Raw genomic sequence first — 15467 nt, forward strand, 5'->3', positions numbered from 1 at the left:
CTGAGGGCAAAGTGAGCACTCATTGTGCGTGAGGCCGCGCACAGAATCCAGTATTCACGGCGATAATTATTGAAATTGGCTTAACCTTTCTTGCTGTGGACGCCAGACCAGCGCCCCGCCCACTAACAGCGCGACGGCGGCCACACCCAACGCCGGTTCGAGACGTTGGGTAAGCCAGGTCGACAGCGCAGAAGTCATTGGCCCGACCAATTGACCGACGGCATACCCGGTGGTCAGCAAACCGGCCATATAACGGGTATGCTGTGGGGCGAGTTCCCGCCCGTACAGTAAGGACAGCTGAACCGCGCAGAGGAAACCACCGCCGACCAGCAACGCTCCGATAACCAGCCCGCTCATACCCGGCACCAGCCACGCCGCCAATACCCCAGCGCCCTGTAACCACAGCACTATCGCCAGTCGTTGATAGCTATGACCGACCCCGCGAAGCAAAATGCTCAATCCAATGCCGACCACCGCTGCCGCGCCGAATACCGGCCACAGGAACTGGGCAAACAGGCTGCCGGGAAAACGCGCGGCGGCCATTTGCGATAGAAAGGTGGCAGGCAAAATGTAGCCAAATCCCGCCAGGCTGTAGCTCCACACCAGGCGTTTCAAATTGGGGGTTAAGGTCAGCGGTTCAGGTTTGACATCCGGTCGATGGAAATCACCAGGTCGTGGTAGCCAGCGGGAAACAAACGCCACCAACACCAGCGCCAGCAGGCCATACAGCAGCCAGCCACGCCCGGCGCTCAACTGCTGCGAATGGATGTACACCGCCAGCAAACCGCTCAGCGCGATGCCCGCCCCCGGTCCGGCAAATACCGCCGCACTCAGACCCGGTCTGCCCGCGTGCGCCAGGCGTTCGTTAGTCCAGGCCGCGGTGAGTACCATCGCCCACCCGCTCATGGCCCCAATCACTAAGCGCAACAGGCCGTGCAGCCAGGCGTTATCGGCCCACGCGGAGAGAAAGGTCAGGATAACTGCGCCGAGGACTCCGGCGTACAACCGCCCTTCCACCCCTCGATGGGCGCGCATCGCATCCCATGCCCCGAGCAGATAGCCGAGATAATTCATCGCCGCCACCAGCCCGGCGCTGGTCAGCGTGAGCTGTCCGTCAGCAATCATCAGCGGCACCTGAGGCGTAAAGGCAAAGCGCCCTATCCCCATCGCCACCACCAGCATGACAAAGCCGCTCAGCGCGGTACGTAGCGCCATTTTCGTCTCACATGTTAATGTAAAGTTACGTTTATGATGCAGCATGTAACTCCAATGCGGAAGTGAAAGTTACTCATCGCTGCGCATGATGTGTATGATGAAACAGAACATTTTCAATCACTCATCCGGGAGCCTGGCATGGAACTGCTCGAAGAGCACCGCTGTTTTGACGGCTGGCAGCAACGCTGGCGACACGACTCCACCACCCTGAACTGCGCCATGACGTTCAGCATTTTTCTGCCACCGCCGCGCGATACTACGCCGCCGCCGGTGGTCTACTGGTTATCGGGCCTGACCTGTACCGACGAGAATTTCGCCACTAAAGCCGGGGCGCAGCGCGTGGCTGCCGAACTGGGAATTGTGTTGGTGATGCCAGACACCAGCCCGCGCGGGGATGACGTCGCCGACGACGATAATTACGATCTCGGGAAAGGGGCGGGCTTTTATCTCAACGCCACGCAGGCACCGTGGGCAACGCATTATCGCATGTACGATTATCTGCGTGATGAACTGCCGGCGCTGGTGCAGGCCCAGTTTAATGTTGCCGAGCGCAGCGCGATTTGCGGCCACTCGATGGGCGGCCACGGGGCGTTAATTCTGGCGCTGAAAAATCCGGGGAAATATACCAGCGTGTCAGCTTTTGCGCCGATCGTGAACCCGACCCGTGTACCCTGGGGGCAGAAAGCGTTTAGCGCCTATCTGGGCGATGACAAAGCGATGTGGGAAGCGTGGGACAGCTGTGCGCTGATGCTGAAAAGCGATCCGGCCAGCGCCATTCCAACATTGATCGATCAGGGCGATACCGATCAGTTCCTGGCCGATCAGCTCCAGCCTGCGGTGCTGGCCGAAGCCGCCCGTCAGAGCCAGTGGCCGCTGACCCTGCGGATCCAATCCGGGTTTGATCACAGCTATTGGTTTATCGCCTCTTTTATTGAGGATCATTTGCGCTTCCATGCGCAGCATTTGGTGAAGTAACGCCCGTCTGTCGCCCGGTGGCGTAACGCTTACCGGGCCAACAAAGGCTGTAGGCCGGGCGAACGCAGTGCCGCCCGGCAGTTTGCTATCAGAAGCGGTAATCCACCGCCACAAAGTAGCGTCGGCCGTCTTCGTTGTAGCTGTAATCGTCGCGGCTGAGATCTTTATCCAGCAGGTTCATCACCCCGGCACGCAGCTTAACGTTTTTTGTTGCCTGCCACCCGCCACCGGTATTCCAGATAACATACCCACCCGGCGTTGGGCCGTTGGTAGCAATCGCGCGCTTCTCACCGCTGTAGTTCGCCTGCATATAGAACGACCAGTCTTCACTTGCCTGCCAGTCCACTACGCCGTTAGCGGTGTGGAACGGCAGCTCAGACAGCGGTTTATTGCCGCCGTCGCTGATATCACGCCCGTCGTTATAGGTGTAGTTCAGCGTCACTTTCCAGTCTTCCGCCAGCGGGAATTTCAGCTCGGTTTCGAGGCCGCGAATCCGCGCCTTGTTGACGTTGTAATAGCTGAAAATTGGCTTGCCGTCGGGATTGAGTCCAACGAAGTTCGGGTAGTCTTTGGCCTGATTGACGTTCGCGGTACGGCTGACGCTGATCCGATCGTCGACGTCATTCTGGAAGGCGGTGATGCTGCCCTGCACGCCTTCCAGCCAGCCCTCTTCCCCGGCGTAATAAATGCCGAGCTCATAGCTTTCGCTGGTTTCGGGTTTCAGATCCGGGCTACCGACAATTTGGCAGGATCCGCGACAAGAATTCGTTGTCCAGTCCGGGCTGAGTTGCAGCAATGAAGGCGCTTTAAAGGCGTTCGCCCAGCCACCTTTGACGGTCACGGTATCGGTCGCGGAGTAGACCAGATACGCACGCGGGCTCCAGTGGTCGCCATAGGTCTGGTGCTCATCCATACGCACGCCAGTGGTCAGCGCCAGCGGTTCAAAGATGCGCCATTCGTCTTCAATAAACAGCGCGTACTGGCTGGCAGACGTGCTGCCGCTGCCCTTCAGGTTGACCGGATCTTCGAGCTTATCATGTCGCCATTCGCCGCCGACGGTGATCAGCTGATTAATCGCCCCCAGCGGGAGGACGTATTTACCATCAATGGAATTGCTTTCAGAGGTAATCACCCCGGCCTGTTCTGGATTTTTGTTATCGACTTTTTCGCCGTAGAACTTCAGCTCGCTGTTACCCACATCCCAGCGCCCGTTGTGGCTTAAGGAGTAGTTCTGGCGCTCGAGGCGGTTTTTATCCAGCGAATCAGAATCACGGTCCTGGCGGTCGAAACCGTAGCCTGCGGTGAAATCGTGATTGTCGTTCGGCGTCCAGGCGAACTCTACGTTACCGTCGCGGCTGGTATAGCCTTCGATGCGCGGTGATTCCCCGGTGCTGGAGGTAGAGGACTTTTGCTGCTCATCTTTTTCACGTTTGGACAGATTACCGTAGGCCTTCATGCCCAGTACGCCGTCAATCAGCGGACCGCTGGTGAAGAACTGGCCGTTGTAGGTATCGCCGCGATCGCGATGTTCCTGAAGGGTGGAATCAGCAGTCAGTGAGCCGTGCCATTTCTGGCCGATTTTTTTAGTGATGATGTTCACCACTCCGCCCAGCGCATCGGACCCGTACAGGGAAGACATCGGCCCGCGCACCACTTCGATACGTTCGATGGCATCCACCGGGATCCAGTTGAGGTCAAAATCGTTATGACGGAATACCGCATTGCGGGAGTTGACGCGCTTACCATCCACCAGAATCAGGGTGTAGCTGCTGTCGAGCCCACGCAGGCTGACGCCCTTGCGGTTATCACCTTCGTTGGTGAGCTGTACGCCCGGCACGTCCTGTAATACGTCTTTCAGATTCTGCACCGGACGGCGCTGAAGATCCTGCTGGGTGATCACGCTGATGCTGGCGGGCGCGTCTTTGACGCTTTGCTCCGTCGAGGCGGCTGTCACCACCATGGTTTCAGCATCACTGGCGGCGATTACCGGCAGCGCCAGCGTAAATGCGGATGCGCACAATCCGCCCCGAACAAGAGGATTTAACCTGAACATTTCCAATCTCCATGAGGTGAAACAACAACCAAATAAAAAAAGTGCAGATGTGGCTGGTCACCCTGGTCCGTGACGTCCTCGGACAAGATGCGGGGGAGTGGCTTCATCCTGAAAGTGCGAAGATGATAAAGAGAATGATAACAATTATCAATTCAATTGTGAGGAATTATGTCAAAAGGGTATAGCGCGGGCATACAAATAACCGTAGGACCGGTAAGCGTAGCGCCACCGGGCAAAAAAAACCCTCCGACTGGAGGGTTTCTCAAGGACAGTGCTTATTGCTTAAAGCGTTCCGGGAAGTGCATTTCGCTGTAACGTACAAAGCGAGTGCCTTTCGACAGTTTGTAGCCGAACCAGATAACCAGGAACAGCGGGATACCGATGTAGGTTGCCGCCACACCGCCCCAGTCGATGGTATCTTTCAGGAAAGCTTCATAGTTCTGGCCGAGCGTGATAATCAGACACAGAACAAACGCGAAGATTGGCCCCACCGGGAAGAAGCCCGAACGGTACGGCAGATTGTTCAGATCAAGCCCCTGCATCACGTAACCACGACGGAAACGGTAGTGGCTGATAGCAATCCCCAACCAGGCGATAAACCCGGTCATACCGGAGGTATTCAGCAGCCACAGGTAAACGGTCTGGTTACCAAACATCGAGGTCAGGAAGCACAGCCCCGCGACCACCGTGGTCGCATACAGCGCGTTACGCGGTACGCCACCTTTGGAAAGCTTAGAGAAAATACGCGGCGCTTTACCGTCACAGGCCAGGGTGTAGAGCATACGCGTTGAGGCATACATGCCGGAGTTACCCGCCGACAGAACCGCCGTCAGGATGACCGCATTCATCACCGCCGCAGCAGACAGCAGGCCAGCGTGCTGGAACACCAGGGTGAACGGGCTGACGGAAATGTCTTTCACGTCGTTACGCAGCAGGCTCGGATCGGTATAAGGAATGATCAGGCTGATAATCAGGATAGCGAACACATAGAACAGCAGAATACGCCAGAACACCTGACGCACCGCGCGGGGAATGTTCTTCTCGGGATCTTCAGATTCACCCGCCGCAATACCGATAAGTTCGGTGCCCTGGAAGGAGAAGCCGACAATCATCGCCACACCAATCATCGCCGCAAAGCCCCCGGCAAACGGCGCATCGCCCGTCGTCCAGTTGCTCCAACCTACCGGCTGTGCGCCTTTAAAGATGCCGAGGATCATCATCACACCAACGATGATAAAGATAATGACGGTGGTGACTTTAATCAGTGAGAACCAGTATTCCGCTTCACCAAAACCCTTCACCGAGATCCAGTTCAGCAGGAACATAATGCCCATGAACAGCGCACTCCAGATCCAGCCTGGGGTGTCCGGGAACCAGTAGTTCATCACCAGCTGCGCGGCGACGAGGTCAACGGCGATAGTCACCGCCCAGTTGTACCAGTAGTTCCAGCCCAGCGCGAAGCCGAAGCCTTCTTCAACATAGTTCTGGCCGTAGGTCGCAAACGAGCCCGACACCGGCATAAATGCTGCCAGTTCGCCGAGGCTTGTCATCAGGAAGTACACCATCAGACCGATAAGAATATAAGAAAGCAGTGCGCCGCCTGGGCCCGCCTGCGAAATCGTTGCCCCTGAGGCAACGAACAACCCTGTACCGATAGAACCGCCAATCGCGATCATCGTCAGGTGACGCGCCTTGAGTTCGCGGCGGAGCGCGGGCGCTTCTGTGGTTTTAGTTTCGGAAACCATAGGAAAATGCTGTCCTTCCAAAAAATGAGGCGCGATTGTAGCAGACGATCTGCGTTCCTTCCGGTGGAAATGCGCAGTTATAAGAGAGCTTCATGATGACGCGCAAATTATAAGTAAAGCCCTTATAGGGGCGCTTCGCCAGGTCGGTCAAATCTCGCAATAGCGTGAGAAACGCGACAGCGCATTAGAGAGATGTTTCTGCCGATGATGAATACGCCAGAGCATACGTGTCAGGCGCGGGAGCGGAACCTGCAACTCCACCAACGTGCCGCTGTCGAGCTGTTCGGCAATCACTCGCCGCGACAAACAGCTTATGCCTAAGCCGTGACGCACCGCGTGCTTGATGGCCTCGGAGTTGCCCAACTCCATGCCCATATGAAATTCCGGCAGATGCGACAGCAGAAGGTAATCGACGATTTCACGCGTACCCGACCCGCGCTCACGCAGGATCCACGGTGCTTCGGCGAGGCGGGCCAGCGTGACATCCCCGGTCAACAGGGACGATCCCGGGGCAGCAAACACCACCAGTTCGTCTTCCAGCCACGGCTCGGCGATAATTTCCGCGGCGTGGCACGGGCCTTCAATAAGCCCGATATCCACGCGAAAATCGCTCACCGCGTTGATCACGTCCTGGCTATTACCAACGCTTAACTCCAGCGGTAACGCCGGGAAATCCCGACGATAGCGGGCAATTATCTCCGGCAAAATGTAGTTCCCGATGGTGCTACTGGCGAACACGCGAATGTGGCCATTGTCTTCGCGAAACAGCTGTTCGATTTCGGTGGCCTGTTCAAGGGTGGCGAGCGCACGCGGATAAAGCAGGCGGCCATGTTCATTAACCACCAGTCTTTTACCGACCCGGTCGAAAAGCTGAACGCCCAACTGCCCTTCCAGATCGGTCAAGGCCGCGCTAACCGCCGACTGCGACAGTGACAGCATTTGCGAGGCCTGGGTCGTCGACCCGCTTTTCAAAACTTCGGCAAACACTTCCAGCTGGCGTAAGGTGATGTGCATAGAAGACTCTTGCTTATCGGATATATAGATTGATTATAAATATATAATCAATTTTAATTTTAAGCCACCGCGGCGTAACCTTTAACCCAGATAAAGGAGAAGGTTATGACAGCACTCACCCTCAACAGACACCGACATTCACTGGCGCATTTTGTCCCAGGCCTGGCGCTCACCGCCCTGATCACCGGCCTGGCGCTGTGGACCGGCAGCATTCCGGCCATTGCAGGCGCTGGATTTAGCGCCTTAACGATGGCTATCCTGCTCGGCATGGTGCTTGGCAATACGGTTTACCCCAAAATCTGGCAGCGCTGCGACGGCGGCGTTCTGTTCGCCAAACAGCATTTACTGCGTCTGGGCATTATTCTGTATGGCTTTCGCCTGACGTTTTCGCAAATTGCTGACGTCGGCTTCAGCGGAATTGCGATTGACGTCCTGACGCTCACCAGTACCTTTTTGCTGGCGACGTTCCTCGGTCAGAAAGTGTTTGGTCTGGATAAACACACCAGCTGGCTGATTGGCGCGGGGAGCAGCATTTGTGGCGCAGCGGCGGTTCTGGCTACCGAGCCCGTACTGAAAGCCGAATCCAGCAAAGTCACCGTGGCGGTAGCCACCGTGGTTATCTTCGGTACGATTGCGATTTTCCTCTATCCGGCGATGTACCCGGTGCTGGCCCACTGGTTCAGCCCGGAGACCTACGGCATTTATATTGGCTCCACGATGCATGAAGTAGCACAGGTTGTTGCCGCTGGTCATGCCATCAGCCCAGAAGCGGAAAACGCGGCGGTGATTGCCAAAATGCTGCGCGTAATGATGCTGGCACCGTTCCTGCTGATTCTGGCGGCGCGAGTGAAACAGCTGGCCCCTGCGGGCAGTGGAGAAAAGAGTAAAATCACCATTCCGTGGTTCGCTATCCTGTTCATCGTGGTGGCTATCTTCAACTCCTTCCACCTGCTGCCGAAAGCGGTTGTTGATATGCTGGTCACGCTGGATACCGTACTGCTGGCGATGGCGATGGCTGCTCTGGGCTTAACGACTCACGTTAGCGCCCTGAAAAAAGCGGGCGCGAAACCCCTGCTGATGGCGCTGGTATTGTTCGCTTGGCTTATCGTCGGCGGCGGCATGATTAACGTAGCCGTTCATGCCCTGATGGCATAAAGCACTGTATCCCCCTCCTGTTAACCCGCTATGATTAGCACTTGCTATGCACTTCCCCCGGCGGGTTTAACAGGAGTTTTTCTTATATGAAATACATCGGAGCACACGTCAGCGCCTCCGGCGGTGTCGCCAATGCCGCCATCCGCGCGGCTGAACTTGAAGCCACTGCATTTGCCCTGTTCACCAAGAACCAGCGCCAGTGGCGCGCGGCCCCGCTGACCAGCGACGTCATTGACGATTTCAAAGCCGCCTGCGAAAAATACCATTTCTCCCCGGCGCAAATCCTGCCGCACGACAGCTACCTGATTAACCTTGGTCACCCGGTAACTGACGCCCTGGAAAAATCCCGCGAAGCCTTTGTGGATGAACTCACCCGCTGCCAACAGTTAGGGCTGACGCTGCTGAATTTCCATCCGGGCAGCCATCTGATGCAAATCCCGGTCGACGAGTGTCTGGCGCGCATTGCCGAATCCATTAACATCGCGCTTGCCCAGACTGAAGGCGTGACTGCGGTGATTGAAAACACCGCCGGTCAGGGCAGCAATCTCGGCTTCGAGTTTGAGCATCTGGCGGCAATTATTGATGGCGTGGAAGACAAATCGCGCGTGGGGGTGTGTATCGATACCTGTCACGCCTTTGCGGCAGGCTATGACCTGCGCAGCGCGGAGGAGTGTGAAAAAACCTTCGCCGAATTTGAGCGCATCGTGGGCTTTAAATACCTGCGCGGGATGCACCTGAATGACGCCAAAAGCGCCTTCGGCAGCCGCGTTGACCGCCACCACAGCTTAGGTGAAGGAAATATCGGACACGATGCGTTCCGCTGGATCATGCAGGACAGCCGCTTCGACGGGATCCCGATGGTACTGGAAACCGTGAACCCCGATATCTGGGCTGAAGAAATCGCCTGGTTGAAAGCGCAGCAGACCGAAGAGGCTGCGGCATAAACGACAAAAGGGCCGACAATGTCGGCCCTTTTCTTTTAATCACTTACCGTTATGCCGCTTTCGCAACGGCTTCCGCTTCCGGGCGCTTCAGCACCGCGTAAGACAGACCTGCCACCAGCGTACCGACCACAATCGCCAACAGGTAGCCAAGCACCGGGGTGATTGCGCCAGGGATCAGCAGCACAAACAGACCGCCGTGTGGTGCCATCAGTTTCGCGCCCACCGCCATCGAGATGGCACCGGTGATCGCGCCGCCGACGATACAGCAAGGCAGAACACGCATTGGGTCGCGCGCCGCAAACGGGATAGCACCTTCGGTGATGAAGCACAGGCCGAGCACCAACGCCGCTTTCCCACCTTCCTGCTGCGCTTTGTCGAACTTACGACGCGCCACAAGGGTCGCCAGACCGAGTGCCAGCGGTGGCACCATACCTGCCGCCATAATCGCTGCCATTGGGGCATAAGTTTGCGTACTCAGCAGACCGACGCCAAAGGCATAAGCCGCTTTGTTCACCGGGCCACCCATGTCGGTACACATCATACCGCCGAGGATCGCACCCAGCAGAACCGCGTTGGCGGTGCCCATGGTTTGCAGCCAGTGGGTCAGACCTTCCAGAATACCCGCGACCGGTTTACCAATCAGGTAAATCATCCCCAGGCCGACAACCAGGCTTGAGAGCAGCGGGATAATCAGAATCGGCTTCAGCGCTTCCATGCTTGGCGGCAGCTTCAGTTTGGTACTGATCATCTTCGCCACGTAACCTGCAAGGAAACCCGCAATGATACCGCCGATAAAACCAGACCCGGTGCTGACTGCCAGCATACCGCCAATCAAACCCGGCGTCAGACCCGGACGGTCAGCAATCGAGAAAGCGATGTAACCGGCCAGCACGGGCACCATCAGGGCGAATGCGGAACCACCACCGATTTGCATCAGCGCCGCCGCCAGCGTGCCCTCTTCTTTAAAGGCTGTGATACCGAAGGCGAAAGACAGCGCGATACACAGACCGCCCGCTACCACCATCGGCAGCATGTACGACACGCCGGTCAGCAGGTGGCTGTAAGCTCCGCCGCCTTTTTTCTTACCTTCCTGCGCTGTCTGGACGTTACCTGACGGCTGGTACGGCTGAGCTTCCACTACCGCTTTATCCAGCTCCTGCGCGGTTTTCTTCAGCGCCAGACCGGTAGAAGTGCGGTACATCGGTTTACCCGCAAATTTCGCCAGGTCTACTTCGATGTCTGCCGCGACGATAACCAGGTCTGCTTCAGCCACTTCTTCCGGGGTGATGGCATTGCCAGCCCCGACGGAACCGCGGGTTTCAACCTTCACCCACCAGCCGCGTTTTTTGGCTTCGGTTTCGATGGCTTCAGCCGCCATAAAGGTGTGCGCCACACCGGTTGGACACGCGGTAACGGCCACGATGCGTTTGGCACCGCTTTTCGCTACCGGCGCAATTGACGCAGGGGTCACGTACGGTGCCGCGTGCGATTTGGCTTCACCAAGGAACAGTTCCGGGTGCGCCACCGCACGATTCACATCGCCGAGGTAAACCTGTTTGCCGTTCAGCGCGCTATCAGCGGGCAGCGCAGCGCCAAGAACAATCACCAGTTCAGCGTCGTTCGGGTTGTCGATAATCTCAAGACGGGCTTTTGCAGCCGCCGCGCCCAACAGGGTTTTCGCCATATAGGCGCGCGCCTGTCCGAGCCCGGAGTCGATAATCAGCAGCGTTTTCATTATGCCTCTCCTGCTGTCAATTGAAGGGTTGTAAGTCAACGCGCGCCATCATCGCGGCCAACTGGGTACGATCGGTAATGCCTACGTTACTCTGACTGACGGCCAGTGCGGCGACGGCGGTTGCCAGGCGTAAGGTATGTTCACTGGATTCACGCATCAGCAGGCCGTAAATCAGGCCGCCAACCATCGAATCTCCGGCACCAACGGTGCTGACCACTTCAACTGACGGTGGTTTTGCAATCCATTCGCCGGATGCGTTGACCCACAATGCGCCTTCGGCACCGAGTGAAATCACCACATGAGCAATGCCCTGTTCGCGCAGTGCGTGCGCGGCTTCAATCACGTCTTTCATTTCTGGCAGCTTGCGACCGGCCCAGATTTCCAGCTCGCGACGGTTCGGTTTCACCAGCCACGGCGCGGCTTTCAGACCCGCCACCAACGCTTCACGGCTGCTGTCGAAAATGATGCACGGGCACTGGCTGCGCAGACGCGTCATCCAGTCGGTGAACGCTTCCGGGCTGACGCCCGCAGGCAGACTGCCGCTGACGCAGACCATATCGAACTGGCCCAGCCAGGAGAGCGAATCGTTGACGAAACGTTCCCAATCGCCGGGGGTGACATCGAAACCGGAGAAGTTAAAGTCAGTCACTTCGCCATCTTTTTCCGTCAGTTTGACATTGATACGGGTTCGGCCCTGCACCACCTGGAAACGGTTGGCAATGCCCAGCTCGCTGAACAGCTGCTGGAAACCATCCTGGTTGTCTTTCCCCAGGAAGCCGCCGACGGTCACATCGATACCGAGATCTTTCAGCACCTTGGCAACGTTAATGCCCTTACCCGCCGCATGCAGACCGGTGGTACGCACCAGGTTCACTTCGCCACGTTCTACTTCCGGGGTAAACCCAACAAGATCATAGGCCGGATTGAGGGTGATTGTAGCTACACGTCTGCTCATTACGCGCCCTCCCCCAGACCGGAAGCGATGGCTTCACCAATCGCGTTGAGCGCTACCTGCGCGTCTTCGCCCTGGGCGGTGAAGCGCAGGCGATGGCCTTTCTTCACCCCGAGTGCAACCACTTTCATCAGGCTACGGCCATTGGCCGGTTTCCCGCTACCGTCGAGGTTAGTGACGGTAATTTCACTGTTAAATTGTTTGATAGTGTTCACCAGCATGGTGCCTGGACGGGCATGCAGCCCGTGTTCGTTACGGACCACAAACTCCGCGCTCAGCACGTCGGCTGCTGGCGCATCGTCGCTGGTCAGCAACGCTAATAGTGTGGCTGCATCGGCATTCAGCAAACTTTCAGCTTTATTATCAAGCAGCAGCGCGCTCAGACGACGCAGAACGGCAGTTGGCTGTTCATCGGCCATCGCGACGGTCAGCAGCATAGCCACTGACTGATCGTCAGCGCTAAACGGCGTCGCGGCCCGGCTAACGGCTACGGCACTTTTCAGGTTGCCTTCAGCACAGTCATTCAGCCAGATACCCTGACCCAGGTTCAGCGGCTTGTCGTTAATGACATGTGCCACAAATCCTGCATCGACGGCACCGGCTTCTTTCAGACGCCCGGCGTTAAGCGCCTGCAGCGTCACTAAATCACTTGCCGCAACGTCGAGCGTCAGGGTGTCGTTATCCAGTTTCAGCGCATCACTCTGCTTTTCGCCCATCAGCAGTGCTCGCAACTCTTCAGCGGTCGTCGCGGTTTTCAGCTGTTCAGCCACCGCGTCGTCGCTCAGCACGTGCGTCAGCTGACGCAGCAGGCCAAGGTGTTCATCAGAGCTGGCAGCAATACCGATTGCGACGTACGCCGTTTGACCTTCGCCCCAGGTCACGCCCTGCGGGAACTGATACACCTGAACGCCGGTCTTGAGCACCTGATCGCGGGTGTCGGTGGTGCCATGCGGGATGGCGATGCCGTTGCCAAGAAACGTCGAGGTCTGCTGCTCGCGAGCCAGCATACCGTCGACGTAACCGTTGGCCACATTGCCCGCGCTAACCAGCGCTGACGCGACCTGGCGAATCGCCTCTTCTTTATTCCCGGCCTGCTGACCGGGATGGATATCCTGAGTTGATAACTGGAACATGGTTCTCCTCTCGCTGAATTGAATCGTTTCAGCCATTATGAGAAAAAATACGTCACCTGCTTCCCGTAGGATGAAAAGATGACGCTGAAACGTTTCAATCAGTCTGGGTCAGCCCTGTATAATGCGCAAGAAATGTTTATTTTTGGATGTCAGAATTTAGAGCTACTGCACATTTCGTTATCAATCCCCCCTTTTTGCTGACGCGAGAATTGTCTTCAGCCGCTGCGTTCAGCACTTTTCAGCTGGAGTGATTCTTATTATGAAATGCCATTTTGATTTTTTGTGCAGAACTTGATGCATCCACTGTTTATTTCGTGGCAGCCAGCGTAAAATCCGGCCTCTTCCTGATTTCTGATAACCCAACATGTCTAACACTACCGTTATAGCCCCACGGCGGGGATTCGATCTGACCTCATCCGCCTTCCTGCTGGTCGCCTTCCTGACAGGCATTGCGGGCGCGTTGCAGACCCCGACGCTCAGTCTGTTTCTGACCAACGAAGTGCATGTCCGCCCGGCAATGGTCGGCTTCTTCTTTACCGGTAGCGCGGTTATCGGCATTCTGGTGAGCCAGTTTCTCGCTGGCCGTTCAGACCGTCAGGGCGATCGAAAATCGCTGATCGTCTTCTGCTGTGTGTTAGGCATGATGGCCTGCGTGCTGTTTGCCTGGAACCGCAACTATTTCATTCTGCTGTTTGTCGGCGTCTTCCTGAGCAGCTTCGGCTCGACTTCCAACCCCCAGATGTTTGCCCTTGCCCGTGAACACGCCGATAAAACAGGCCGTGAAGCGGTAATGTTCAGTTCGATTCTGCGTGCCCAGGTATCGCTGGCGTGGGTAATTGGTCCGCCGGTGGCGTATGCGTTAGCGATGGGGTTTGGCTTTACGACCATGTATCTTTCCGCCGCCGTGGCGTATGTCATCTGCGGGGTGATTGTGTGGTTATTCCTGCCGAGTATGCGCAAAGTGCGTCCGGCCGCAGGCACGCGCCTGGAGGCCCCGCGCACTAACCGTCGAGACGCACTGCTGCTGTTCGGCATCTGTACGCTAATGTGGGGCACCAACAGCCTGTACATCATTAATATGCCGCTGTTTATTATCGATGAACTGCACCTGCCAGAAAAACTCGCTGGGGTGATGATGGGTACCGCCGCCGGGCTGGAAATTCCCACCATGCTGATTGCCGGATATTACGCGAAGCGTTTTGGTAAGCGTTTTCTGATGCGCATTGCGGTGGTCGCCGGAATATTTTTCTACGTCGGGATGTTGACCGTTCACTCCCCTGCACTGCTGCTGGCGATGCAGCTGCTGAATGCGATTTATATCGGTATCCTCGCCGGAATTGGGATGCTCTATTTTCAGGATTTGATGCCCGGTCAGGCGGGAGCCGCAACCACGCTGTACAGCAACACCACGCGTGTAGGCTGGATAATCGCCGGTTCAATGGCAGGCGTGGTGGCAGAAATCTGGAGCTATCACGCGGTGTTCTGGATTGCGCTGGGGATGTGCATCATCACCACCTTCGGGCTGTGGCAGATTAAAGACGTTTAAGGGGTGGTGAGGACTTCGAGATTGATGAGATAGGTCATGGCCTGCTGTGACGAGGTGCCGCACATCTCGCCAGAAGGCTGGAGCCCGGCGCACACTTTGGGGCGCAACGGCGAGCCAAAGAGTTTGCAACGCAGCCGCTCGTCGAGCTGAATGCAAGGCGTGTTAGCAGGTTTGCCGTGGGGCATTCCCGGGATTGGGCTGGAAATCGAAGGCGCGGTACAACAGGCACCACAGTCCGGTCGGCAATCCATCTTTCACTCTCACATTTATCTGGAAACGCACCTTATCACCTTTTCACAAAACCAGCGAATTCCCCTTGCCTGAAAGCCCCGGCCCGAGTACTTTTACGCGATATTTTAGACTTCCCAGAAACAGGATTATTGCAATGCCAAGAGCGAATGAAATCAAAAAAGGTATGGTGCTGAATTACAACGGCAAACTGCTGATTGTAAAGAATATTGATATTCAGTCACCTAGCGCCCGTGGCGCAGCAACGTTGTACAAAATGCGCTTCGCCGATGTGCGTACCGGAATGAAGGTAGAAGAACGTTTTAAAGGTGACGATATTGTCGATACCGTGAGCCTGACCCGCCGTTTCGTGGACTTCTCGTACATCGATGGCAACGAATACGTGTTCATGGATAAAGAAGACTACACGCCGTACATCTTCACCAAAGATCAGATTGAAGAAGAGATCCAGTTCATTCCTGAAGGTGGGATGCCGGATATGCAGGTTCTGCTGTGGGATACCCAGCTGCTGGCGCTTGAGCTGCCGCAGACTGTGGATTTGGAAATCGTGGAAACGGCACCGGGCATCAAAGGCGCATCCGCCAGCTCCCGTACCAAGCCTGCCACCCTCACCACCGGCCTGGTCATTCAGGTGCCAGAATACCTGACTACCGGCGAGAAAATCCGCATTCACATCGAAGAATGCCGCTATATGGGCCGTGCTGATTAATTCTTAGTCAGAGCGCCCGGCGGCGTTGCGCTTGTCGGGCCT

At 56.6% G+C, this 15467-nt stretch carries 13 protein-coding genes; 5 read left to right on the forward strand and 8 right to left on the reverse strand.

What is annotated here, in order from left to right; translation table 11 throughout:
- Positions 1–66: 66 nt before the first annotated feature.
- Entirely contained in the window at positions 67–1215 is a 1149-nt protein-coding gene (locus SIK69_RS12605) for a YbfB/YjiJ family MFS transporter (protein ID WP_319628918.1), read from the reverse strand.
- 138 nt (positions 1216–1353) lie between these two features.
- Between SIK69_RS12605 and fghA the strand changes: the two genes are divergently transcribed.
- Positions 1354–2190: an S-formylglutathione hydrolase gene (gene fghA / locus SIK69_RS12610; RefSeq protein WP_319786219.1), complete on the forward strand. Its 837-nt coding sequence runs from the start codon at positions 1354–1356 to the stop codon at positions 2188–2190.
- An 88-nt stretch (positions 2191–2278) separates the two neighbouring features.
- Here fghA and cirA read toward each other — a convergent pair whose 3' ends face one another.
- The 3 genes from cirA to yieE form a co-directional block, all read right to left on the reverse strand.
- Positions 2279–4243: a catecholate siderophore receptor CirA gene (gene cirA / locus SIK69_RS12615; RefSeq protein ID WP_319628916.1), complete on the reverse strand. Its 1965-nt coding sequence runs from the start codon at positions 4241–4243 to the stop codon at positions 2279–2281.
- Between the two features lie 275 nt (positions 4244–4518).
- Positions 4519–5988, reverse strand: a complete 1470-nt coding sequence (locus SIK69_RS12620) for an amino acid permease (protein ID WP_319628915.1) — start codon at positions 5986–5988, stop codon at positions 4519–4521.
- A gap of 147 nt (positions 5989–6135) precedes the next feature.
- A complete protein-coding gene (gene yieE / locus SIK69_RS12625; RefSeq protein WP_319628914.1) occupies positions 6136–7002 on the reverse strand; it encodes a DNA-binding transcriptional regulator YeiE in 867 nt (288 codons plus the stop codon).
- Between the two features lie 105 nt (positions 7003–7107).
- On the opposite strand from yieE, the gene SIK69_RS12630 reads away from it, so the two are divergent.
- A complete protein-coding gene (locus SIK69_RS12630) occupies positions 7108–8157 on the forward strand; it encodes a YeiH family protein (protein WP_319786220.1) in 1050 nt (349 codons plus the stop codon).
- An 86-nt stretch (positions 8158–8243) separates the two neighbouring features.
- Positions 8244–9101 carry a deoxyribonuclease IV gene (gene nfo, locus SIK69_RS12635; RefSeq protein ID WP_319786221.1) on the forward strand — a complete coding sequence of 286 codons (858 nt, stop codon included), beginning with the start codon at positions 8244–8246 and terminating at the stop codon, positions 9099–9101.
- Positions 9102–9150: 49 nt separating this feature from the next.
- On the opposite strand, the gene fruA is transcribed toward nfo, so the two are convergent.
- The 3 genes from fruA to fruB are packed head-to-tail and all read right to left on the reverse strand — an operon-like array spanning position 9151 to position 12921.
- Entirely contained in the window at positions 9151–10836 is a 1686-nt protein-coding gene (gene fruA / locus SIK69_RS12640) for a PTS fructose transporter subunit IIBC (protein WP_319786222.1), read from the reverse strand.
- A gap of 16 nt (positions 10837–10852) precedes the next feature.
- Entirely contained in the window at positions 10853–11791 is a 939-nt protein-coding gene (gene fruK, locus SIK69_RS12645) for a 1-phosphofructokinase (protein ID WP_319628910.1), read from the reverse strand.
- The gene (gene fruB / locus SIK69_RS12650; protein WP_319786223.1) at positions 11791–12921 is read right to left on the reverse strand and encodes a fused PTS fructose transporter subunit IIA/HPr protein; all 1131 of its coding nucleotides are present in this window, start codon (positions 12919–12921) and stop codon (positions 11791–11793) included. The genes fruK and fruB overlap by 1 nt, the downstream gene beginning before the upstream one ends.
- Positions 12922–13285: 364 nt before the next feature.
- Between fruB and setB the strand changes: the two genes are divergently transcribed.
- On the forward strand, positions 13286–14467 hold the full coding sequence (setB, locus tag SIK69_RS12655; RefSeq protein ID WP_319628908.1) for a sugar efflux transporter SetB: 1182 nt from the start codon (positions 13286–13288) through the stop codon (positions 14465–14467).
- On the opposite strand, the gene SIK69_RS12660 is transcribed toward setB, so the two are convergent.
- Complete coding sequence (locus SIK69_RS12660; protein ID WP_319628907.1) at positions 14464–14718, reverse strand: YkgJ family cysteine cluster protein; 255 nt, start codon at positions 14716–14718, stop codon at positions 14464–14466. The genes setB and SIK69_RS12660 overlap by 4 nt on opposite strands.
- 134 nt (positions 14719–14852) lie before the next feature.
- Here SIK69_RS12660 and yeiP point away from each other — a divergent pair, with 134 nt between their 5' ends.
- The gene (gene yeiP, locus SIK69_RS12665) at positions 14853–15425 is read left to right on the forward strand and encodes an elongation factor P-like protein YeiP (protein ID WP_319628906.1); all 573 of its coding nucleotides are present in this window, start codon (positions 14853–14855) and stop codon (positions 15423–15425) included.
- The last annotated feature ends 42 nt before the right edge of the window (positions 15426–15467 follow it).

This window comes from Scandinavium lactucae (assembly GCF_033843265.1).
Taxonomy (GTDB): Bacteria; Pseudomonadota; Gammaproteobacteria; order Enterobacterales; family Enterobacteriaceae; genus Scandinavium; species Scandinavium lactucae.